The organism is Pedobacter sp. L105 (assembly GCF_009765875.1).
Classification (GTDB): domain Bacteria; phylum Bacteroidota; class Bacteroidia; order Sphingobacteriales; family Sphingobacteriaceae; genus Pedobacter.
Map to the genome: position 1 here is coordinate 406,071 of NZ_LMUP01000014.1, position 23,438 is coordinate 429,508.

At 39.4% G+C, this 23,438-nt stretch carries 22 protein-coding genes; 10 read left to right on the forward strand and 12 right to left on the reverse strand.

Going from position 1 to position 23,438, the window contains the following annotated elements; genetic code table 11:
• Nucleotide 1: 1 nt before the first annotated feature.
• The gene (locus tag GSQ84_RS24825; RefSeq protein ID WP_158800065.1) at nt 2–1,069 is read right to left on the reverse strand and encodes a sensor histidine kinase; all 1,068 of its coding nucleotides are present in this window, start codon (nt 1,067–1,069) and stop codon (nt 2–4) included.
• A 117-nt stretch (nt 1,070–1,186) separates the two neighbouring features.
• Between GSQ84_RS24825 and GSQ84_RS24830 the strand changes: the two genes are divergently transcribed.
• Together GSQ84_RS24830 and GSQ84_RS24835 are read left to right on the forward strand one after the other, a co-directional pair.
• The gene (locus tag GSQ84_RS24830) at nt 1,187–1,339 is read left to right on the forward strand and encodes a hypothetical protein (RefSeq protein WP_158800066.1); all 153 of its coding nucleotides are present in this window, start codon (nt 1,187–1,189) and stop codon (nt 1,337–1,339) included.
• A 190-nt stretch (nt 1,340–1,529) separates the two neighbouring features.
• The gene (locus GSQ84_RS24835) at nt 1,530–2,204 is read left to right on the forward strand and encodes a lipid-binding SYLF domain-containing protein (protein ID WP_158800067.1); all 675 of its coding nucleotides are present in this window, start codon (nt 1,530–1,532) and stop codon (nt 2,202–2,204) included.
• A gap of 74 nt (nt 2,205–2,278) precedes the next feature.
• Here the strand turns inward: GSQ84_RS24835 and GSQ84_RS24840 are convergent, their stop codons facing one another.
• The 8 genes from GSQ84_RS24840 to GSQ84_RS24875 form a co-directional block, all read right to left on the reverse strand.
• Nucleotides 2,279–3,694 carry a PKD-like family lipoprotein gene (locus GSQ84_RS24840; RefSeq protein WP_158800068.1) on the reverse strand — a complete coding sequence of 472 codons (1,416 nt, stop codon included), beginning with the start codon at nt 3,692–3,694 and terminating at the stop codon, nt 2,279–2,281.
• Between the two features lie 20 nt (nt 3,695–3,714).
• Nucleotides 3,715–4,563, reverse strand: coding sequence for a DUF4843 domain-containing protein (locus GSQ84_RS24845; RefSeq protein WP_158800069.1), 849 nt, complete (start codon nt 4,561–4,563; stop codon nt 3,715–3,717).
• A gap of 10 nt (nt 4,564–4,573) precedes the next feature.
• On the reverse strand, nt 4,574–6,046 hold the full coding sequence (locus tag GSQ84_RS24850; RefSeq protein WP_158800070.1) for a RagB/SusD family nutrient uptake outer membrane protein: 1,473 nt from the start codon (nt 6,044–6,046) through the stop codon (nt 4,574–4,576).
• 11 nt (nt 6,047–6,057) lie between these two features.
• The gene (locus GSQ84_RS24855) at nt 6,058–9,414 is read right to left on the reverse strand and encodes a SusC/RagA family TonB-linked outer membrane protein (protein WP_254070978.1); all 3,357 of its coding nucleotides are present in this window, start codon (nt 9,412–9,414) and stop codon (nt 6,058–6,060) included.
• Nucleotides 9,415–9,658: 244 nt separating this feature from the next.
• A complete protein-coding gene (locus GSQ84_RS24860) occupies nt 9,659–10,840 on the reverse strand; it encodes a FecR family protein (RefSeq protein WP_158800072.1) in 1,182 nt (393 codons plus the stop codon).
• A gap of 157 nt (nt 10,841–10,997) precedes the next feature.
• Complete coding sequence (locus GSQ84_RS24865; protein ID WP_158800073.1) at nt 10,998–11,579, reverse strand: RNA polymerase sigma factor; 582 nt, start codon at nt 11,577–11,579, stop codon at nt 10,998–11,000.
• 206 nt (nt 11,580–11,785) lie between these two features.
• Entirely contained in the window at nt 11,786–11,986 is a 201-nt protein-coding gene (locus tag GSQ84_RS24870; RefSeq protein WP_158800074.1) for a hypothetical protein, read from the reverse strand.
• Nucleotides 11,983–12,849 (reverse strand): Rpn family recombination-promoting nuclease/putative transposase, encoded by an 867-nt coding sequence (locus tag GSQ84_RS24875; RefSeq protein ID WP_158800075.1) that lies wholly within the window; start codon nt 12,847–12,849, stop codon nt 11,983–11,985. Before GSQ84_RS24875 ends, GSQ84_RS24870 begins: the two co-directional genes overlap by 4 nt.
• 193 nt (nt 12,850–13,042) lie before the next feature.
• Between GSQ84_RS24875 and GSQ84_RS27830 the strand changes: the two genes are divergently transcribed.
• Nucleotides 13,043–13,216 (forward strand): DUF6496 domain-containing protein, encoded by a 174-nt coding sequence (locus tag GSQ84_RS27830; RefSeq protein WP_174238692.1) that lies wholly within the window; start codon nt 13,043–13,045, stop codon nt 13,214–13,216.
• Here GSQ84_RS27830 and GSQ84_RS24880 read toward each other — a convergent pair whose 3' ends face one another.
• Nucleotides 13,217–14,122: an AraC family transcriptional regulator gene (locus tag GSQ84_RS24880; protein WP_158800076.1), complete on the reverse strand. Its 906-nt coding sequence runs from the start codon at nt 14,120–14,122 to the stop codon at nt 13,217–13,219.
• Nucleotides 14,123–14,314: 192 nt separating this feature from the next.
• Here GSQ84_RS24880 and GSQ84_RS24885 point away from each other — a divergent pair, with 192 nt between their 5' ends.
• From GSQ84_RS24885 to GSQ84_RS24905, 5 genes are read left to right on the forward strand one after another with little or no spacing between them, the layout of a single operon-like run.
• On the forward strand, nt 14,315–14,644 hold the full coding sequence (locus GSQ84_RS24885) for an L-rhamnose mutarotase (RefSeq protein WP_158800077.1): 330 nt from the start codon (nt 14,315–14,317) through the stop codon (nt 14,642–14,644).
• 3 nt (nt 14,645–14,647) lie between these two features.
• On the forward strand, nt 14,648–16,312 hold the full coding sequence (locus GSQ84_RS24890; RefSeq protein WP_158800078.1) for a UxaA family hydrolase: 1,665 nt from the start codon (nt 14,648–14,650) through the stop codon (nt 16,310–16,312).
• An 8-nt stretch (nt 16,313–16,320) separates the two neighbouring features.
• Complete coding sequence (locus tag GSQ84_RS24895; protein WP_158800079.1) at nt 16,321–17,085, forward strand: SDR family NAD(P)-dependent oxidoreductase; 765 nt, start codon at nt 16,321–16,323, stop codon at nt 17,083–17,085.
• 8 nt (nt 17,086–17,093) lie between these two features.
• Nucleotides 17,094–17,951: a fumarylacetoacetate hydrolase family protein gene (locus GSQ84_RS24900; protein ID WP_158800080.1), complete on the forward strand. Its 858-nt coding sequence runs from the start codon at nt 17,094–17,096 to the stop codon at nt 17,949–17,951.
• A gap of 9 nt (nt 17,952–17,960) precedes the next feature.
• Nucleotides 17,961–18,749, forward strand: a complete 789-nt coding sequence (locus tag GSQ84_RS24905) for an SDR family oxidoreductase (RefSeq protein ID WP_158800081.1) — start codon at nt 17,961–17,963, stop codon at nt 18,747–18,749.
• Between the two features lie 41 nt (nt 18,750–18,790).
• Here the strand turns inward: GSQ84_RS24905 and GSQ84_RS24910 are convergent, their stop codons facing one another.
• Nucleotides 18,791–19,162: a VOC family protein gene (locus GSQ84_RS24910; RefSeq protein WP_158800082.1), complete on the reverse strand. Its 372-nt coding sequence runs from the start codon at nt 19,160–19,162 to the stop codon at nt 18,791–18,793.
• A 276-nt stretch (nt 19,163–19,438) separates the two neighbouring features.
• On the opposite strand from GSQ84_RS24910, the gene GSQ84_RS24915 reads away from it, so the two are divergent.
• Nucleotides 19,439–21,223 carry a DUF885 family protein gene (locus GSQ84_RS24915; RefSeq protein ID WP_158800083.1) on the forward strand — a complete coding sequence of 595 codons (1,785 nt, stop codon included), beginning with the start codon at nt 19,439–19,441 and terminating at the stop codon, nt 21,221–21,223.
• 341 nt (nt 21,224–21,564) lie between these two features.
• Nucleotides 21,565–22,449, forward strand: coding sequence for an AraC family transcriptional regulator (locus GSQ84_RS24920; protein ID WP_158800084.1), 885 nt, complete (start codon nt 21,565–21,567; stop codon nt 22,447–22,449).
• A gap of 49 nt (nt 22,450–22,498) precedes the next feature.
• On the opposite strand, the gene GSQ84_RS24925 is transcribed toward GSQ84_RS24920, so the two are convergent.
• Nucleotides 22,499–23,218, reverse strand: coding sequence for a type 1 glutamine amidotransferase domain-containing protein (locus GSQ84_RS24925; protein WP_158800085.1), 720 nt, complete (start codon nt 23,216–23,218; stop codon nt 22,499–22,501).
• Between the last annotated feature and the right edge of the window lie 220 nt (nt 23,219–23,438).

Genomic DNA, 23,438 nt, shown 5'->3' on the forward strand with positions numbered 1-23,438 from the left:
CTTATAAAGTTAATTGGAGTTCAAAAATATATTGGTCATCATTTTCTGATATATCAATATGATGTGTATTGGGATAATATGTATCCAGACGTAATTTTAAATTTTTTAGCCCTATTCCGTGACTTTTTACTGCCCTTCTGGTCTTTAATTTTTTGTTGCTGATCATGAACTGGAGTTGATTATTAATCAGTTCCAGTTTTATTTTTGCAGGATACTCTGCACTTTTAAGATCGGCATATTTAAATATATTTTCAACCGGGGTTAAGAGAATTAAAGGCAATATTTTAAAATCACCTGAATCTCCTGATATATCAAAAGATAAATTTAAATTATGGTCGTATCTATATTGATTGATTGCAATGAACGATATAATCTGCTCAACTTCATCACTCAGGTCAACCTTCCCGTTCTGGGGTGTTTCGGTTAATGCATAGCGCATGATGTCTGCCAGGAGAAGAATGGGCTTAGACAACTCCGGAGAGGTTCTAATTGATGAGTTGTATAGAAAATTAAGGGTATTGAATAAAAAATGTGGATTAATTTGTGACTTTAAATAAGCGACTTCAGAATCCACCAATTTTTTCTCCAGTTGCTGCTTATTCAACTCATTTACCAATTTATTATTTTCCAAATCTGAAATCTCTTTCCGCTGAACGATGATATTCAATGCAAACCAGTATCCTGTACTTAAACCCATAAAGTATATAAATCTCCAGGTTGATTTGGTAATTAAAAGAACAAGGTCGTTAAACGGATTTTCATGGGTGAGCCCTAAATAAAGAAATCCTGCAACCATAGCAAATTTAAACAGCGTGCTTAATACAAATTCCAGCAAGATCAACAAGAACAGGATATACTTTGGTTTTTTATAAGAATATGGTAATACGATATTCGCGTTAACGTAAAATATCAGAATGTTTACCATATATGAATTTACATAGTCACCAAATGCACCAAATTTTCTGGCAATAAAGTAAGTAATGAGCGTTTCATACAAGATAAACAGCGTCCAGACTAAGGCACTTATACGATAGAATCTGGCAGTTTTAATGGATTTTGCGAAAATCATATATTCAAATATAAGGGATAATAACTTGATTTACCACGGTGTTATGGCAGTTCGTGTAATAACTTTTATAATACGCTGAGCCACACTTAAACTTGATGTATACCAAAACTATACATCATGAAAAAATCACTAGAAAAATCATTAAAATTGGAAATTAAACCAGTGTTCCAATTTTCAAAATCAGAAAATAGTCGGCAAAATTTTTCCGACCCTATTACCACCACGACAGCTACAACTACCGGCGTGTTCCAAAAGCCTGACGCCAGGTAAGATTTTAACCAGGTACAAGAGGTGTTAAGTGCCCCTGGTTCAGTTATGAATTTATCAGAGCCGTTGAGCCAGAATTGTCTGTCAGAATTATCAAATTAATTTTTGTTTTTTAGCGGTCAATTCTGGCTTTTATTTTGTTTGGAAAAACAAGAAGTTATACTTCAGTGTTAATGAACTAAATAATCAAGCTATGAAAATCACAAAAATTAAAGGAATCCTGTTTATCTGTGCCGGGCTTTTTCTTGGCCTTTCAGTAAATGCCCAGGACAAAGAACAAAAGAAAATTGAGTCATCAACTGAGGTGCTTACCCAGTTTAGTAAAATGAAGGAATCCATACCTTCAGAATTATTAGCCGTGACCCAGGGAATCATTGTTATTCCTAAATTAATTAATGCAGGCTTTGTAGTAGGAGGAAAAAGAGGGAAAGGTATTGCGGTTGTTAAAATGCCTGATGGAAGCTGGAGCAATCCCGTTTTTGTTACCATGACAGGTGGGAGTATAGGTGCACAGATCGGTGTTCAGTCGGTTGATCTTGTATTGGTCTTTAGACATAGAAGTACACTTACAGAAATTAAGAAAAGCAGCTTTACCCTTGGTGGTGACTTATCCGTTGCAGCAGGACCTGTAGGCAGAAGCTCTACAGCAAATACAGATTATAAACTGGAAGCTGAAGTGTATTCGTATTCACGCAGTAAAGGACTTTTTGCTGGTATTACCCTAAATGGTGCATCTTTGAATTTCGATGCAGAAGCAGATCAATATTTTTATAAAAAAGCAATGAGCGCACACGCGATCTTTAATTCTCCACCAAGCTCTTCTCCGGCTGTTAAACAGTTGAAAGAAACGCTTACTAGTATGAAATAAAAATTTAAACTTGTAATAAAAAAGACCAGCGCCTACTGAAGCGCTGGTCTTTTTTATTACAAGTTTAATGTAGTTTATTTATTAATAAAAATATCAATCGGTGTTCCGGGAATGCCATTTACTGTTTTAGTAACAGTCCCATTTTTTCCTACACTAACATCCAGGGTTATCAATGCACCATCTACCCCGGCTGTAAGCATTTTGCCATCAGCACTAAGTTTGATCATGGTTACCTTTTTACCTCCGAAATTGGCATCCAGTGGCTTCAGATCCTGGTTAAGCGGATTATAGCGGTAAATCTTATCATTGGAGGTGAAATAAAACACGTCTACTACCGACTGTTGCCATTTAGTATCGGGCTGCACCAGGGAGGCACCTGCAAATACACGTTTGTATAATGGATTGATCGCCCTGTTGTTATAGTCGTCCATGTTCAAGTTGAAAGACAGTTCATTAAGTACGCCTGTAGCATCTTTGAAAAATGCGTAAGATATACCCGATACAGGTTGCATAAAGATCAGATCACCAGTGCCAATATTTTTAGGGTCAAAGGCATTTCCACTAACCGTATAATCAGTACCCATATAATTGCCACCAGAATCAAAAGAAATAAATGCTTTGGCTGTGTTATCAAAACCGAAATAAAAATTAGCAGTATGTACATAGTATCTGGATAAAGTATAATTTCCGGATTGTGGGTTGGCAAATTTACCGAAGTCGGGCGCAAAAGGTGCAGTAGAAGTGATGCTGACATACAATTTATCATTGATCACCCCGGTTGGATAACCTAATGCTGCTTCAAAATAAGTAGTAACCAGCGAGGTAGGAGGACTAAAAAATTGATCGGTAAAATAATTCTTTCTGAGCATTGTACTCCCATCAATAACCACACTGCTTTTTGCGGGATCATTACAGATCACCCAGTAATTTTCTGCTGTGCCTGGCTGATAAGCCAGTGGTTTTGGAAATAGCTGTATGGGATTGGATGGTAAAGTTGTACCATTCAAAGCGAAATACAGATCAGGAAGGATTGTATTGTCGGGCTTAACGAACGATAATTTAGTTACCCCGTTCTGTACACTCAGCACAGTTGTGCCAACCGAAAATTGCGTATTTCCCAGGATGTTAAACGGAATAAAGTACTTTATCCCGTTTCTCTTATCCGTAATGGTCAGTTTGGCTGTCCTGAGTTTAGGACTTAAGTTATAAAGCATCCTCAATGGATAACCTGTGTAGGTTGCAGTTCTGGCTTCTTCTGTTACATCTATCGCCCATAAAAAGGTCAGGTCGGTCAAAGGGTTAGCCCCTGCAAGTGTCACTTTAGGTTTTAGAATCAGTGAATCGCCCACTAAAGCATTAAAGGTTGAATCCTGAAAGTTTGCAACAACTGGTTGTGAAGGGGGAGAATACGTGTAATTACCGAGATCTTTTTTACAGGCATATAAGAAAAGGGAGAAAAATACACAGATAAATATAGGTTTACATTTCATGGTCTTGGTTTTAGATTGATTTACATTGTCACCTGGTTCCCGTTTTCATCAATGAAAACGTATACGCCGGCCTGGCTGAAAAATTTCAGATAAAACTTAACAGTAGGGGTGCTCGTATTATAAAAATCATAATCTCCTGTTCCATCGTTTCTTTGGGTTAGCACATAGCCCTTTTGAGGGTTTTCTTTCACCCAGTCGAACGGATAGGTAAGGAATACTCGGGTGTTTTCCAGATAATACAGGACTCTCGGGATTTGCAGATAAGCATCAGGCTGACTGGGATCTATCAAGTCGGTAGTTCCTGATGAAATGAGGAAAAGCTGATGTTTCACCCGGCTATAGGTACCTAACTGCGCCCAGAATTTCCACCAGATGGGTTCTTCCAGCCGATTAGAAAAGATGATCTCTTTTGTTCTGACACTAACCGGTAAATTGGTTTTAAAATCTTCTCCCCCGGATACACGTACTGTAAGTGAAACAGATTTGTTCATTAATGCTGCATCTGTATTTTTAAGAATAAGCGGTACACGAACAGTTCCTGAATCTTTTGGCAGGATATAAAAAGATTTTAACGGTTCATAATGCAAGCCGCTGATTGCTGTTGTCGCCAAATCCACTACATCGATAGCGAATTTTCTGTCATGGTCGGCATGTTTTCCGGAAAGGATAACAGGCAGCCATATGGTGTCCCTTACCACGCCCTGTGTATAGGCGAAAGAATAAGTCAAACTCGTTGTATCCTGGTTTCCATTTTTATCCAGATAATTTAAATAGATATTATCGGGCGAGTTATAAGTGAGTTTAGTATCTTTTTTACAGGCAAACAGCATTGCAGTGGCCAAAAGGATAAAAAATAAATTTCGTTTCATAAAGATTGCGTTAATTGTTTCGGTAAGCCTGTTCATCAATTGGAAGTGGGAACACAAATATGTTATCAGAGGCAGGGATAACCTGAGTGGAAGAAACCTTGACAGCGTGGTTCAGGCGTTTGTACATAAAAAGAATCTGACTCTCACCATAAAATTCTTTTCGTGCCTCTATGAGCAGCAGCTCAATCAATTGCTGTTTATCTGTTAAGCCTGTTACCGTAGCACCAATACCCCGATGCAAACGTACCGTATTGTAATAATTCATGGCCATCTCCGGATTACTCTCAAAGCTGGCTTCAGCGGCGATATAATACATTTCTGTAAGGCGGATGGCTGGTGCAACCAATGGATAAAGATTTACTACAGGAGTCGTGTTATTTACATATTTCTGTAACATGGAACGTTCCGGTCCTCCGGTTATGGAAGTTGTTTTCAGGAACCATTGCTTAAATCTCCAGTCGTCTGCCCCGGATTGCGCCTTTTCATAAATATCTTCAATTTGAGAAGTGGTGGCACTGTAGTCAGGATTAGCATTTGTAAACAACCCTTCCAATTCAATTTTGCTCTGCGGAATGTACCATGCGCTGATCAGTTCTTTATAACAGATACGGTCAATCTTGGTATTGTCTTTTTGAAAGAAATCGGCCTCTGCCGTCCAGGGAAATTTGGTAGAATTAATTACTTCCTGGGCATTTGACAAGCTATTGGTTAGATCGTTTTTATATAAGTATACCCTGGCCAGCTCCCCGCAAACAGAATAGTAATTCATCCTGTGGCGCCTGTTTTGCAGGAAAAGATCAGGATTCGTTACTTCGGTATTGAGCGGGTCATCAGGATAACCTACAATGTAAGAAGAAGAAACGATAGGGTCTGTTTCCTTTAATAGAATTTTGGCATTGTTCAGGTCGGCAATAATCAGGTCCAGCGTTTGCGTAACGGTAGAAAAGGGTATAGTTTTATTGATTACAGTAGTCACATAGGGGATCGCTTTGGCGGATGGGTTGCTTTTATAGGAGGGGGCAAACATACGCAGTATATCAAAATGAAGGTATGCTCTTATCGTTAACGCTTCAGCCTTAATAATTTGATAATTATTAGCGGTAAACAGTGCTTTCTTGCTGTCAATGGTTCCCAGTATGTTATTACAATTGGCAATTCCGCGATAAGCATTTGCCCATACCGTATCCTTTTTAGCGATAGTACCAGGATCGGTATAATCAAAACTAGCAACTTTCTGGAGGATGGCATTGGTAGAAAAATCATAGTTCTGCGCCATGATATCCAGCGTGCTAAAAGTAAGGTTCCCTCCATACAGATTTTGTGAAGCACAGAAGGTATATACGCCGTTGAGTGCTTCTTTAAACCCTTCTTCCGTACTAAATAATTGGTCTTTATCTATCTGGGACTCCGGTTTTACATCCAGGAATTTTTTGCAGGAAGTAAAAACTGTCAGCAGTGCGATTATATAAATAAACTTCTTCATCTTTTAAATAGTTAAAATGTGGCTTGTAAAGAAAATGTGCAGCTTCTTGCATAGGGATAATCAATTCCTCTTTCCATATCAATGCTGGAAAAGTGGAGCACATCATTTGTGGTGACTGCAGCCCTGAGACCCATAAAACCGAATTTTTTTGCGGTGGCCTTTTTGAAATCGTAGGATAGATAAACGGATTGCAGATTCAGCTGGTTATCCTTCTGTACAAAACGTGAGGAAGCATAAGTAGGGCTTAGGTCGGCAATGTTCTTATAAAAAGTAATATCTCCCGGATTAATCCATTTCTGATCGAGCGCCCTGCTGTCAACATTACCCCGCGGATCAGCATTTTCCACGCGGTCTACCAGCGTCTGATTGTACAAATCGCCACCAAAGCGATAGTAAAAGCTCAGGCTCAGCATGAATTGTTTATAGGTAATGTTTGTTCCAAAATAACCTTCTGCTTTAGGAGTCGTATCTCCTACGGGCTCGGTATCTTTAATGTCATATACATAGGTTAAGCTTCCATCTTTCTTTACATAGATCTCTTTACCATTTTGAGGGTCTATTCCCATTGATTTTACTGCATAGATGGTATTGAGTGATTGACCTTCATTGTAGCGCAATAGCGGGCTAGACTCTACATTATTATCCGGATTGGACTGAAAATCGTCTATACTTTGGTTATATGCTTTTAAAGAGTTGGCTATTTTAACCAGTTTATTGGTATTGTGTGCCAGATTTCCTGTGATATTGATGTTCCAGTCTTTTGCACGATATGCATTCCAGGTGAGGTAGATCTCATATCCTTTGTTGGCGATGTTGCCCAGGTTATCTTTATAGGTAGTAAATCCTGTGGAAGGAGCGAGGTTAATGTCCGTTAAAAGCCCTTTGGTGAGCTTATAATAATACCGTGGGGTAATTAAAAAGCGATCGTGAAATAACCCCAGGTCAAGTCCCACATCGTAATTGGTGGTTTTTTGCCATTGCAGATTTTCATTGCCATAACCATCTACTACAGCACCTATACCTGTTGAATACCAATTAGAAGTCTGGTAAGAATAAATAGATTTTGATAAGTAGGCCGGAAAAGAAACGGATCCTGTTTCCCCGGCGCTGGCACTCAGTTTAAATTTAGAAATGACAGGGAATTCTTTCATAAAATCTTCTTTATGCATGTTCCAGCCTATACCTGTCGCCCAGAAAGGGGCAAATCTGCTGTTGGCACCAAAAGCCGACGAGCCATCCAGCCTAAATGAAGCATCAAGCAGGTATTTGTTTTTATAAGAATAATTACCTGAGAAAAAATTTCCAATGGACCTGTTTAAAATTACATCACCTGCAGGTGCAGAATCAGGAAGATAAGTTCTTGCAAAACCAATGTTTGTAAATCTGTCGTTTGCAAAACCTGTGGCTTCAAATGCTTTGTCGTCGTCTTTTCTGGAAATGATATTGCTCCCCAGTGCAAGGTTGAAGTAATTATCTTTGATCTGCTTATTGTATAACAGGGTGATGTTTCCATCCAGGCCAAAACTATCATTACTGGCATAAGTATAACTTCCTCTATTCTGGATCTCTACATCGGGGTCATTATAAAAAGTATTGCTGAGTGGAGAAACAAAAACATCTGAAGTATATTTGGTTTTGGTTACGCTCATCAAGCCTTTTAGCCTTAAAGAAGGAGTGATCTTCATGTCAGCAGAGAAAGCATCAATCAGCTCCAGGTTCGAAGATTTATTAAAATTTCCTAAACTGGCTTCAAACAGCGGATTATAAACCGCCTGATTTTTGTATTGGTCACTACCCGACTGGTGGGTGTCTACTTTCCAGTTTGCAATTTCCCTGATGATATTTCCCACGCTATCCGTTTTTGGATAATAAGGGTTCATCGTTGCATAAGTAGAGAAATCGCCGTAATTTGAAACTTTGGCATTCACCTGGGTTACCGTAATCTCATTTTTAAATAAGATCTTGGAGTTGGGGTTGTAATTGAAATTTATACCTGTACTATAGCGGTTTCGTGCAGAACCTTTCATTACGCCTGGAGAAGTCTGATAGCGCAAATCCACACCATATCTAAAAGTAGAGTCGCCGCCCTGTGCAGAAAGTGAATGTTTTTCGCCAAATGTATTTTGCAGCGGCTGTGATAGCCAGTAGGTATTTACACCACTCACTACATTTTTTAGCTTACTGTAATATATTGCATCTAACTGATCCTGACTGTAAGCATCATTTGTAGTGGTTGTATATAAGCCCGCAAGTTTTTCATATTGCAGTTTTTGCGAGGCATTTAGAATATGGTAGCCGGAAAGATCGGGAGCCGTAATGTTGAGCTCATAATTATAAGAGAGCTGTAATTTTCCGGGAATTGGGGTTTTAGTGGTAATTACAATCACTCCATTGGCGGCCCTTGATCCGTAAACAGCGGTAGCTGCAGCATCTTTTAAAATTGTAATGCTGGCTATCCTGTTGATATCCATGTCTGTTACTTTTTCCAGCGTAACTTCAAAACCGTCCAGTATAAAGGCGGGCAGGTTATAGGAGCTGGAAAGATTGTTCTTGTCTAAAATATTATTTTGCAGGGGAGGAAGGGTAGTAGCCCCGCGCACATTAATTTTAGGCAAAGCATTGGGATCAGAACCCAGCAGGTTATTGTCGAGGATCTTAAATGAAGGATCAAAAGAGGCTATACTTTTAATGATATCCTGCGGGTTTAAACGTTTTAGTTCATCTCCCGTAATAGTGATCGCATTTCCTGTATAGGTTTCTTTTTTTATGGTCTGATAACCGGTAACCACTACGTCATTCATCGCATTTACCTGTGGTTCAAGGTTAACGATAATGAATTTTGTATCAATTACCTTAAGCTCTTTGGGTTTAAAACCGATATAGGTAAATTGAAGAATGTCGCCCGGAGCAGCTGCAATAGTGAACTCACCTTTGTCATTGGATTGCGTGTGGATCGTTTTATTGTTCTTCAGCACAATGTTTACACCGGGGACCGGGTTTCTGGTATCGCCTTCTACTACTTTACCTGTGGTCTGGCTTTGGTTAGTTACCGACATTACAGGGGTGGAAGCAAGCAATTTGTTTCTGATCACGATGGTTTTATTTACAATCGTATAGGTAAGCTCCTGGTCTATCAGACACTTGTCCAATGCTTCTTCTATCGGAACGTTTTTCAGGTCTACAGAAAGGAGGTGACTGGTGGTATTTACCTGTCCGTTATAAAAAAATAAAAAGCCGGTTTGTTGCTTGATGTCTTTAAAGACTGTTTCAAGCGTCGTATTACTTCTGGTTATTGTAACACGCTGACCGTAACTGGCTGCAGCTAAGTGCATGGTGCCAATCAATAATAAAATAGCAGTCAACTTCATGACTAAAAAGAGTTTATACTTTACCCTCCGCATAAGGCATACGGGGTTGTAAAGAAAAGTTAATTTCATACTTTTGGGATAGGAATGGGTTAAATAAAGGCAGCCGGATTTCATCGTCTACTGCTGCCGACCTTTTTTTGCCGGAGGTAGTGAGATACCTCCGGTTTTTCTAGATTTTTTTGGTCTTCTTTAGCGTAGCTTTCTAATCATAAAATATTTTTAGGTTATAAATTCAGTTAATTGTTTAGTTGTGCTTTTGGCTATATCCCTGGTTAGCGGATATCTTTATCGTTTTTCCATCTATCTCAAAATGGAGATTATTGAGTTCAAGTATTTTAATGACATCAGATAAATTGCTTTTTCTGGAAATTTCCCCAAAGTATTTTTCATCGGTCAATGGTCCTGTGTAAATCACATTTACATCATACCAACGGGAAACCTGGCGCATAATTGATTTTAGATCATCACCGGCAAAAGAAAATACCCCGTTTTTCCAGGCTGTCTCTTTTTCTGTATTTACCATCCTGGTTAATATATTTCCGGGATCTTTTCTATTGACCAGCGACTGCTGTCCCGGAATAAGGAGTCCTGTGCGGTTTCCTGATGAAACTTTCACTGAACCTTCCAGCAGGGTAGTCTTAATGTCATTCTCGTCAGTGTAAGCATTCACATTAAAGTGGGTACCCAGCACCTCAATCACCTGTAGCCCCGATTGTACCTTAAAAGGCATTTTTTTATTCTTTGTTACTTCAAAATAAGCTTCACCATTAAGTTTAACCATGCGTTCATCCCCATGAAATGAAGCGGGATAACTCAGGGAAGAAGCTGCATTGAGCCACACCCTGGTTCCGTCAGGAAGGATAACCTGGTATTGTCCGCCTTTAGGTGTAGAAATGGTATTATTAACTCTATCAGCATTTTTGTTATTATCGGCGGTTAAGGTGTAAGTAATCTGTCCACTGGCTGTTTTTGTAATATTTATTCCGGATTGGGTGGCAATCTGGCCCCTGGCAGCATTATCCAGGATGATCTTTTTTCCATTGGAAAGGGTGAGGACAGCTTTATTGCCTCCTGGTAAAATATTCCGGGCACTCAGGTTGTGCTTTTCCGAAGAGTGAAGTATAAAATAACCCGAAAGAGAAAAAACAATCAGCACCAAAGCAGCGGCACTGTATTTTAGCCATACCGGCATTAGCTTTTTAATGCGGGTTTGTCTGGATTGGCTTTGGATATTTATGTCAATTGATTTTTTAATCTGATCTTTTAAAGTAATATATACTTCTTCATTTATTTCATTGATCAAATCCTCATTGACCTCAAACAGGTCATAGTATGTTTCCAGGAATTTTATCTCTTCCCTGGTTGCGTTTCCTTGCCTATATTTTTTTAAAATTGTTAAAAAATATTGTTTGTGAACATCTTCCATTGCTTGCTTTATATATACATGAGTGCTGAAATGTGAAATAGCCCATCCGGATGAATAATATTTTTATTTCTTTTCAAATTGCCCGGAAATCGAGGTGTTTAAAAATAAATTCATTAGGTAATTAAGGTGATATACTTTTCTTTGTAGACCAGATAAACTATTTTCCCTGGTAGAAGAATAAAATCAGATAAATCATTAAAAGTGATGCTCTTAATGTAGAAAGGGCTTTGCCCAATTGATTCCTGACTGTTTTTGGAGAGATCTGCAATATATCTGCAATTTGCTGACTGCTCAAATCTTCTTCAAAACGCATTTTGAAAATGATGCGCTGCTGGGTTGGCAGCTGATCAATCAGCTGATTAAAAGCTGTGAGGAACTCGTCGTAAAGCACCTCTGCATCTGCTCTGTTGAGCGGGTCTTCGATATGCTGTGCCATATCTGGTATTGCACTATAACGGCTTTCTTTTTCAAGATGTTTGAAGACACTATTCCGGGCAACTACAAACAGATAGGCGGGAAGATTTTCTATTGGAGACTTGTTACCTCTTATCCATAACTGTACAAAAACATCTTGAGCGATGTCTTTAGCATAATCTATATCATTCAAACGTTTATAGGCAGAATTGAAGACTTGTTTCCAGTATTTGTCATATAAAATATCAAATGCACCCTTATTTCCCTTGCTTAGTTGAAGCAAAAGTTCTGTATCTTCTGCATTATGGAAAATATTCTGATACATTATGGTCTTTATTGATCAAATCTATAAATAATATGAATAGATTATAAATTTTGAACTATTTGATTTTATAATATTACTATTACTTGTAGTTTGACGAATCTTACCAAGATAAAAGGGCCTTTTTTTTATTCTATGTTTTCCTTGTTATTTTAACTATTGCCACATGTAGCAGATGATTAATATTTATTTCATTAAAATTAGAACAGTTAAATTTCTTTAGCAGTAAGGCCAGTGATCTTTATAATCCTATCAATAGGCATCCCCATTTCTTTTAATTTTATAGCAGTATTTTTTTTCTCTTCATACTTGCCTTTTTCAACTCCTTTTTCAATTCCTTCTTCCCTTGCAAAAGCTATAGTGTTATCATAATCCCATTTAGCCTTCAAACCTGATTCGTATAAACTCATAATTGTTCAATCTCTTTATCGGTAAACCCCGTGATTTTTATAATGCTATCAATGGGCATCCCCATTTCTTTTAATTTCATAGCAGTATTTTTTTTCTCCTCGTACTTGCCTTTTTCAATTCCTTCTTCCCTTGCAAAAGCTATAGTGTTATCATAATCCCATTTAGCCTTCAAACCTGATTCATATAACATACGTTCCTCCTTTGTTAAATTACTAATTTCTGCTAGTTTAAAAATTTCCTCAAAAACAGGTTCGTTCAAAAAAGAGGGTATCTCCTTTAAACGGGACATGTTTTTTAATACATAAACCCATTGATCCAATGGAGTAATAATCTCTTTCTCACTTTTCGTGAAATTAGGCAGCTCCAAAAATTTAAATCCTAATTTTTGATAAAATATAGCTCCTGTATCCGCATTGGTAATCAAATGATCACTTATATATTGACCATCCTGACTATCCTTAAAACGGAAATCAAGCAGCCCAATAAGATATACTCCCTTTAATTTCGTATCCCAGTTTGATTTCCCTCTTCTTAACTGCTGGTTGATCTTACGGGAGACATAATAAATACATCTGTCCTTAAAATATTCCTGCTCCCGGCGTTGCATCTCCAGGATAAAACATTCTCCGTCCTGTGTGATACAGCTTAAATCGAAAAACACTTTCCTCAATTCCACATAATCCCCTCCATACTCTGTTGTTTGATAGGAGATATCAGTGATCATTTTCTGCCCTTTGAACAACGCATTCAAAAAACCAATCATAATCTCTTTGTGTCTTTCATTTCCAAATAAATACTTAAACCCAAAATCAGAGAGTGGGTCAATGTAACGGGGTGGTTTTGCTGGTACAGGTAATAACATCAACAAAAATAAGTTGTAGTATTTTAATAAGCAAATTAAATTGCATTATAATTAAATATAATTAATTTAATAGATATTAATAAAGATTTGGAATAATATCATGTTTCATATTCCACTACACAGAAAATTTAAAAAAATCAAAACCGGTGCTTAGCTGGTTTGTTCTTCAGCAGATCAATTAAAAAATACTATTATGGCTAAGTACTCGAAAAAAGCAGGTGAAAAAGTAGAAGAAACCATGCATGAAATGAAAGATGGCAAGCTGAAATCAGGAAGCGGCAAAAAGGTTACCTCTAAAAAACAGGCTATCGCTATTGGCCTTTCAGAAGCCAGGAAAGAAGGTGCTAAGGTTCCAAAAAAGAAATAATCAAATCCCCGTCAGGGAATAAGAAGCGATATCTTTCCGCTCGTTCAAAAATTCACGCTGATAATTGAGCGGGCTTTTATGGGTAATAGACTTGAAGTATTTATGGAAACTGGCGAAATTATAAAAGCCGCTTTCATAACAGATTTGCTTCACATTGATCTTGTTCTCAATCAGGAGTTTACAAGCATGACCTATTCTTATTTCATTGATGAACTGAGAATAGGTTTTTCTAGTTCTGGTTTTAAAATACCGGCAAAAGTAATTGACACTCACATTGGCTATATCAGCTACTTCCTGTGTCTGGATCTTACGTTTAAAATTTGCCAGTGAAAATTCATAAATCGCATGGATCCTGTCGTTCTCTGTCTCTTCAAAATTATGTTTAAAGCCCATAGAAGAAAGCAGCTTTAGCTGACTGCAATTTCCTATACTCGTTAGTGCTTCCATCAGGAGGATGATTTTTTTTGTGCCTTCCGACTGTAACAGCTGTTCCAGGATCGCACCGATATCATTTTTTACCTGTCCGCCTATCTGTATACCTCTTCTCGCTTTTTCCAGCGTGCTCCTAATTAGCTTGTTCTCAGGTAGATTTAAAAAAGTATCGCCCCAGAAATTCTCATTAAAGTGAATTACACGTACATCGGCAGTAGTATTTACCTGTTCGTCGAAATAGACATCGTCAAATCTCCAGTAATGCGGAAGATTTGCGCCAATCAACACCACATCTCCCGAGCGGAACCGCTTAATGCTGTCACCAATAAACTGCGTACCGTTTCCCCGCTTAAAATGAATCAGTTCTACTTCAGTATGGTAGTGCCAGCGGTTATTGATATAGGGAACATTGTCCTGCCTGGCGCTGAAAGAATGAATTGGATTAGTTGATACTTTTAGCAGTTGTGGTTTCATTGTTGTTGATAATTGTTACAAATGAATACAGATAAATGGTAAATATGCCAAAATCATTTAATGTTTCGTTTAAATGATAAAATAAATAAAATCAAAATTGCCTTTCTTTGAATAACCAAATTTACATCACCAAATGAATTAAGGCCATATAGGCTATTAAAATTTAAGTGATGTATATTTTAAAAACCAGATATGAACAGGTACTGTTTTACACTCGATTTAATAGATAACCCCGAACTGATAAGGGAATATGAAGAGCTGCACAAAGAGATATGGCCGGAAATCCATTCCAGTATTATCAATTCGGGCATTGAAGCGATGCAGATCTACCGCTTCGCCAACCGCTTGTTGATGATCATGGAAGTAAATGACAGCTTTAGTTTTCAGCAGAAATCACTGATGGATGCAGAGAACGAAAAAGTGCAGGAGTGGGAAACACTGATGTGGAAATATCAGCAGGCTTTGCCAGGTGCAAAACCGGGAGAAAAATGGATGTTAATGACTCAAATATTTACACTTTAAACCATGGCGGTAACAGAAACTACGTATTATATACAAATCCATCCCAAAGACAATGTGCTGGTTGCGCTGACGGACCTGAGCGCTGGTTTTCCTGTTAATTTCAACGGAAAAGCATTTGACCTGGTCACACCTGTATCAGCAAAGCATAAATTTACTTTACAAGACCTTTCACCGGGTCAGGAAATTTATATGTATGGTGTATTGGTGGGTAAAGCCAGTCGCGATATCCCTCTTGGCAGTGCAATTACAGTAGATAATGTGGTCCATGCCGCAGGAGATTATCAGCTGGGGGAAAGAAAAACTACATGGCATCAGCCCGATGTAACTGCCTTTGCAGAGAAAATATTTATGGGATTTCATCGTGAAGATGGAAGTGTAGGTACTTCCAATTACTGGATCGTGATCCCGCTTGTGTTTTGTGAAAACCACAATGTAGAAGTGCTAAAAGAAGCACTGATAGGTAAATTAGGTTTCAAAAAGCCTAAGAGTTATGAGAGCGAAGTAGACAGCTTGATCGCGTTATACCAGACCGGCAAATCGGTAGAGGAAATACTGCAGGCAGATTTACAGCGTTCGGCCTTGACACAGCCTACACATCAGCTATTCCCAAATATCGATGGTATCAAATTTTTAAACCACGATATGGGATGCGGAGGAACAAGAATGGATTCGGATACGCTTTGCGGTTTACTGGCCGGATATATTACCCATCCCAATGTGGCGGGTGCAACGGTACTCAGCCTGGGTTGCCAGCATGCACAGGCAGGTATCCTGGAACAGGAAATTAAAAAACGTGACCCCAATTTTAAAAAACCACTGTTTATACTCGAACAGCAAAAAATAGGTACAGAAAGTAAGTTATTGGAAGAAGCCCTTAAACAGACTTTTACCGGCCTCATGGTGGCCAATCAGCAGGAGAGAAGTCCCGCTCCGTTATCTAAATTATGCGTGGGACTGGAATGTGGTGGTTCTGATGGCTTTTCAGGTATTTCTGCAAACCCTGCACTGGGCCATTTGTCAGATATCCTGGTTACCCTTGGCGGAAGTGTGATCCTGGCAGAGTTTCCCGAATTATGCGGTGTAGAGCAGGAATTGAGCGACCGCTGTGCTGACGTGGACACTGCACAGCAGTTTATGGGGCTGATGAGAACCTATAATGCCCTGGCAGAAGCTACAGGTTCCGGCTTTTATGCCAACCCTTCACCCGGTAATATCAAAGACGGTTTGATTACTGATGCCATAAAATCTGCAGGTGCAGCAAAAAAAGGTGGCAATTCCCCGGTTACGGCTGTGCTGGATTACCCGGAGAAAGTAACCAAACCGGGACTTAATTTACTATGTACCCCGGGAAGTGATGTAGAAAGCACCACGGCAGAAGTAGCCTCAGGGGCAAATATCGTCCTTTTTACAACTGGCTTGGGCACCCCGACGGGAAACCCGGTAGCACCGGTTATCAAAATATCTACCAATACTGCACTCTTCAATAAAATGCCGGATATCATTGATATCAATTGCGGCACCATCATTGAAGGTAAGGAAAGCATTGAACAGGCAGGGGAAAGACTCCTTAATTATGTCATCGAAGTGGCCAGCGGAAATATCAAACCCAAAGCTGTAGGACTGGGGCAGGATGATTTTATTCCATGGAAAAGAGGCGTTTCATTATAATTTAATTTATGTTTAGTTTAGAAGGAAAAACAGCAATAGTTACCGGAGGCGGTAGCGGCATAGGTAAAGCAATAGCCGTGTTATTTGCCAAACAGGGTGCAAAAGTGCATATTATAGAGCTTAATGCAGCGGCGGCGGCAGAAACAGTTGCCGAAATTAAGCAACATCAGGGTACAGCGTTTGCCTATGGATGTGATGTGAGTAAGCAGCAGGAAGTTCTTACAGTTTTTAAGGAGATCGGACAGATAGATATACTGGTCAATAATGCCGGAATAGCACATATTGGGAAAGCAGATACCACTAGTGAAGAGGATTTTACAAGGGTATTTGAAGTAAATGTTAAAGGCGCCTACAATGCGTTATTTGCAGCAATCCCCTTTTTAAAGAAAAGTACCAGTCCGGTGATTTTGAATATGGCTTCTATCGCAGCGCTGGTAGGTATCACCGACAGGTTTGCTTATTCTATGAGTAAGGGTGCAATTTATGCAATGACGCTATCCGTAGCAAGGGATTATATGGCTGACGGCATCCGCTGCAACAGCATTTCCCCGGCCAGGGTACACACGCCTTTTGTGGATGGGTTTATTGCCAAAAATTACGCCGGGCAGGAAAAAGAGATCTTTGAAAAGCTCTCTAAAAGCCAGCCTGTTGGCAGGATGGGTAAACCAGAAGAAGTGGCTGCACTTGCTTTGTACCTATGTGCTGAAGAAGCAGGATTTATTACAGGAAATGACTATCCAATTGACGGAGGATTTATAAAATTAAATAATTAAAGATAGCTATGAAACTAATTAGATGGGGCGAAGCCGGTAAAGAAAAAACAGGCGTCATTATCAATGATCTAAAATACGATACCTCTGCATTTGGAGGCGATTACAATGAAGATTTTTTTGAAAATAACGGGCTGATAAGATTAGAGGAGTTCGTAAAAGCGAATAAGGGAAAATTAATTGAAATTCCAACAGGAGTACGTTTGGGATCTCCCGTAGCCCGCCCTTCTAAAATTGTATGTATCGGTTTAAATTATGCCGATCATGCTAAAGAAACCAATGCAGCATTGCCGCCAGAGCCGATTATCTTTATGAAATCGACTACTTCACTGGCAGGCCCGAACGATACGATCATTATTCCAAAGAATTCTGTAAAGACCGATTGGGAAGTAGAGCTGGCTGTTATTATTGGTAAAAAAGCATCTTATGTAGAAGAGGCCGACGCGCTGGACTATGTAGCCGGATACGCCCTGCATAATGATGTTTCTGAGCGCGAGTTCCAGATAGAACGTGGCGGTACCTGGGATAAAGGTAAAGGCTGTGATACTTTTGCACCAATAGGCCCGTTTCTGGCTACGCCGGATGAACTGGGTGATATTGATAACCTCCGTTTGTGGTTAACCGTAAACGGCAAAACCATGCAGGATGGAAATACATCCAATTTTATTTTTAACGTTCCTTTTGTTGTAGCCTATGTGAGCCAGTTTATGACACTGCTGCCGGGAGATGTGATCTCTACAGGTACGCCTGCCGGAGTAGGATTAGGTTTTAAACCGCCTGTTTATCTGAAAGAAGGCGACGTAGTTGAATTGGGTATTGATGGATTGGGAACAGCAAGACAGGAGCTTAAAGCTTATGTTAAAAACTGATAAATTATAATGGATTTGCAATTAAAAGATAAAGTCGTTATTGTTACAGGCGGAGCAAAAGGAATAGGAGAAGGAATTGTGAGGTTGCTTGCAGAAGAAGGGGCTGTTCCTGTAATTATTGGCAGGAGCAAAGCTGATAACCAGGCACTGGTAGAAGAAATCAAAGGTCTAGGACAGCAGGCATTCCAGGTAGTGGCAGAACTCACCGAGCCTCAGCAGGTTGCTGACGCCGTAAGTACGGTAAGCACTCAATTTGGACGCATTGACGGACTGATTAACAACGCGGGAGTAAATGATGGAGTAGGCCTGGAAAATGGGAGTTACGATGCTTTTATGGCTAGTCTGCATAAAAACGTAGTACATTATTACCTCATGGCCCAGCATGCCCTGCCATTTTTGAAAGAAAGTAAAGGGGCAATTGTTAATATCGGCTCTAAAGTAGCAGAAACGGGACAGGGGGGCACCTCGGCCTATGCGGCATCAAATGGTGCAAGGAATGCGCTGACAAGAGAATGGGCTGTAGAATTGCTGCCTTATAGTATCCGCGTAAATTCAGTTATCGTTGCTGAATGTTATACCCCGCTATACCATACCTGGATCAGCTCTTTGCCAGAACCGGAAAAGAAACTACAGGATATCATTGCAAAGATCCCTTTTGAAAACCGGATGACCACCGCTGCGGAGATCGCAAATGCTGTTGTGTTTCTATTGTCTCCAAAATCCAGTCACACTACCGGTCAGCTAGTTTATATAGATGGCGGTTATGTGCATCTAGATCGTTCTATCAGTCCACAATAAAGATATGTATAAAGCCTGTTCTCTTCAGAGCAGGCTTTATTTTACGCTGTAGTTAACCACCAGGTATTTCCAAAAGGATCTTCAATTCCTCCGCATCTTCCGTAATCCATTTCTGTAACCTGGCTTACAACAGAAGCTCCATGATAAACGGCCCTGTTAAATGTTTCATCGGCATTGCCTACATAGATAAAGAAATTGCCTACGGCTCTGCCATATTGGTCTAACGCTTCAGAAAGTAATATCATAGTATGACCAATTTTTAATTCGGCATTTAAAACCGTCCTGTTATCCTCTGCCAGGTTAAGCAAAAGTATCTCCGCATTAAAAACCATCCGGATAAATTCAATAAATCCCGCTGCATTTACCAGCATTAAATAGGGAAGTATAGTTTGTTGACCCTTGTAGTTTTTCATTTCACTATTTTTATAAGCCTTGGTAGCTTGTTATTCAATTGTTTATCCAGGAATCGTTTAGCAACTTTTATAAATTGTACTTATTACGAAATTTACGCCCCCTGTATGATGTATCTTGTGTAACTATCTTGTTATATTAACAAAATAACTGCGCATTGGTTTTCCTTATAAAGAATTTGAGGTTAATATTCACACAAATAATATCAATTTGAGAGTAATGGTTACTGGTTTAAAGATTTAATTTAGGTGATCAACAAAACCAACCAAACTATGTTCATGCGCATCAAAAAGCCCTGCAATTATATAATTGTATGTTGTCTGCTGGTTATTCCCGGAAGCGGACTCAAAGCACAGTCGGCAACAGAAAAAGAACTGTTCACGCAAACCAGCGAAACTGCCGGACTGATGATCAATTATAGAGAAGACATCAGGGCCATAAAGGATTTTTATTCTCCTGAAAGGCCGGATTACAGGTCGCGCGGAGGTTATAATACTATTCAGTATTCACCAGAACAGTCCCGTAGGCTTACAGAGGTCAATGAATTATATCTTACACAGTTAAAAAGTAAGGATTTTGCTTCCATGAGTATCAATGGCAAAGCCGATTATATCCTTACACAACGTGATATTGAGTCGGCATTGAGATTACTCGCTGCAGATGAAAAAGAATACCAGCAGATCAGTCAGTATATCCCTTTCGCTGATAAAATTTATGCGCTGGAAAAAGGACGCAGAAGGGGTGTGTCTGTAGACGGACAAAAAACGGCAGCACTATTCACTGCAATGGTAACCGAAGTGCAGGCCGCAACCGATGCCATGAGCAAAGTTCCTTCCCTGGATATGAAACTGGCAGAGCGCTTACGGGTAAGTATAGAAGGCCTGAAACTGAGGCTGAAAAGCGTTTATGATTTTTATAATGGTTATGACCCGCTGTTCACCTGGTGGGTGCCTGAACCAAATACTGCACTGGTAGAAAAACTGACTAATTATGCAACGCTTGTAAAAACGAAGGGAAAGGTGGAGACTTCCCAAAAGGACGACAAAAGTGGAATTGTGGGTATCCCTATCGGACATGATGAACTGATACGCCAGCTTAAAGTAGAAATGATCAACTATACACCAGAAGAACTGATCGATATTGCCAATAAAGAGTTTGCCTGGTGTGACAAGGAAATGCTCAAGGCGTCAAATGAGATGGGGTATGGCAACGACTGGAAAAAGGCATTGGAGAAAGTAAAGAACAGTTACGTACCTGCCGGACAGCAGCCTGAGCTGATCATGAAGCTGTATAATAAATCCATAGACTTTGTCACCTCCCGGGATATGATCACTATCCCTGCACTGGCACAGGAAACCTGGGGCATGATCATGATGACTCCCGAGCGTCAGCTGGTAAACCCCTTTTTTACCGGAGGAAAGGAAATTAGTATTTCTTATCCAACCAATACAATGAGCAATGATGATAAGATGATGAGCATGCGCGGAAATAACCCTTATTTTTCAACGCCTACTGTACAGCACGAATTGCTGCCGGGACATAACCTGCAATATTTCATGAACTCCAGGAGTAAAAACTATCGTGATTTTAATACCCCTTTCTGGACTGAAGGCTGGGCTTTATACTGGGAAATGTTGTTGTATGATAAAGGATTTGCCGTTACGCCCGAAGAAAGGGTGGGGATGCTTTTCTGGAGAATGCACCGCTGTGCAAGGATTATCTTCTCCCTGAATTATCACCTGGGTAAATGGACACCTCAGCAGTGTATCGACTTCCTGGTAGACAGGGTAGGACACGAGAAAGCAAATGCCGAAGGTGAAGTGAGACGTTCGTTTGTAGGCGGATATAGCCCGCTTTACCAGGTAGCTTATCTCATTGGCGGTCTGGAATTTTATGCCCTGAAAAAGGAACTGGTAGATAGTGGTAAAATGACACTCAAAGAATACCATGATAAAGTGATGCTGGAAAATAACATGCCGGTAGAAATGGTACGTGCAATATTAACCAATCAGAATATCGATAAAAACTTTAAAACAAGCTGGAGGTTTTATAGCTCACGCTAATTTATTACTCTGCTGATTGGTGATTAAATCTTAACCCAAGATAAGGGTTAAGATTTTTTTTATTTTAAATTATCAGCTATTTTAAGGTAATTAAATATAAAATCAGGTAGTTTTTATTCTAAGATTTTCTGTATTCAATTATTTTTAAACCAATTACTCCTCTTATTTGTGGTTGAAATGTGCGAATAATTAGATTTTGGAGTTAAAATCATGCTGATTCCAGTGAGAATATGAGTAAACAAATAATCTAATGTAATTATCTTTGGTAAAATCATAGTATATAAAGATCTACCTGCTTTATTTATGTAATGTCTGTAAGTTCATCAGTAAAAATGTAATTTATGAAAACTTTGCAATTTCAGGTTCCCTGTTCACAAGAGCATACCTTAACTATTCAGGAGGATAACCAGCCTTTTTTCTATCCCTATTTACACCAGCATCAGGAAATGCAGATCACCTGGATCATCAGGGGAGAAGGAACACTGGTTGTGGATAATCAGCTGCACCGTTTTGCCTCAGGAGATATTTACCTGCTTGGCGCCAACCAGGAGCACCTTTTTAAAAGTGATCCCGAATATTTTGTACCGGGGAGCAGCAAGAGTATACAGACATTAAACATCTTCTTTAATCCAAAAGGAAAACTGGCCAATTTACTGCAGCTTCCGGAAATGATGGCCTTGCAGCCTTTTATTCAGCAGAGCCAGGTAGGTTTTAAATTGCCAACCGAATACCGGGATCTGATCTCCAGGGAAATCTTAAATATACAATATGCTACAGGTATTGAGCAGCTGATCCATTTTTCTTTGCTGTTAAAACGTTTGTATAACATGAATGAGTCACTTGAACCCCTTATCAGGTCGAGCGGCAGCCGCCTAAACCCGGCAGAGTTTGAAGAGAGCCGTCTTAAAAATGTATATAATTATGTAATTCTGCATTACAGCCAGGTGATCTCCCTTGATGATATTGCAGATATGGCAAATATGTCTGTTCATGCTTTTTGCCGATATTTTAAGAAGAAAACGGGACAAACTTTTTTGGAGTTTTTAAACCAGACACGTGTAAATGAGGCCTGCCGTAAGCTGGCTTCGCGTAAGTTTGATAGTATTTCCACGATTGCATATGATTGCGGTTTTAACAGCATCAATAATTTTAACAGGGTATTCAAAAACCTTACATCACAGTCGCCGCGTCAGTATTTGAGCAGTTACCAGGCCAATACGAATTAATATGCGAGATGTCTTGTAAGCCCTGTTAATCCGGGCTTACAAGACATATTTATAAAATGATGTTCTCTATAAAATTTAAGGTGCTGTTATCATGTTTCAGGAGCAGCAGCAAATGTTCTGCTACAGCTTCCGAAGAACCCGGATTCTGACCGGTGATTAGTAAGCCATCCTGTACCACGTAAGATGCCCAGTCCTCCTTTTTAGAATACACGGCACCTTCATTTTTCAATTCATCTTCCAATAAAAAAGGAACTACCTCAGTGAGGCCTACAGCGGCTTCTTCGCTATTGGTAAAACCCGTTACTTTTTTGCCTTTAACCATCGGATCACCGTTTTTATCGTTAACATTCAGTAAAACTGCTGGTGCATGGCAAACTGCCGCTACTGGTTTTTTGGCTGCCAGGAAGTTGCTGATCAGCGCAATAGAATCATCATCAATAGTGAGGTCCCACAATGGTCCATGACCACCCGGATAAAATACAGCATCATAATCTTCTGCTGTTACATCTGCAAGTATTTCTGTATGTGCCAGCAGGTTTTTTAGTGTTGCATCACCGTCAAAACGGCGTGTAGCAGCTGTCTGGCTGTCTGGTTCTGCACTTTTCGGATCTATAGGAGGCTGCCCCCCTTTAGGTGAAGCCAGTGAGATTTCCGCCCCTGCGTCTTTTAAGGTATAGTAGGGAGCAGCAAATTCTTCAATCCAGAATCCCGTTTTTTTCCCTGTATTACCTAATTCACTATGCGAAGTGAGTACGATCAATATCTTCATTTGTTTGTTATTAGTAAATTCAACATTTTATAAAAAAAACTGGCGTTAGTTTATTAACGTTTACTTTCTAACAATGTTTTAGCAGAGTCAAATCGATCTTATGGAGTAAAATATAAAAGTGGCGTATGAATTTAAAGTTGTCAGAATGTAAAATTTAATCCCGAAAGGTTAATTCTGTAGATATTGTTGAGAACTATGCTGGAAATAAAAATCAGATTTC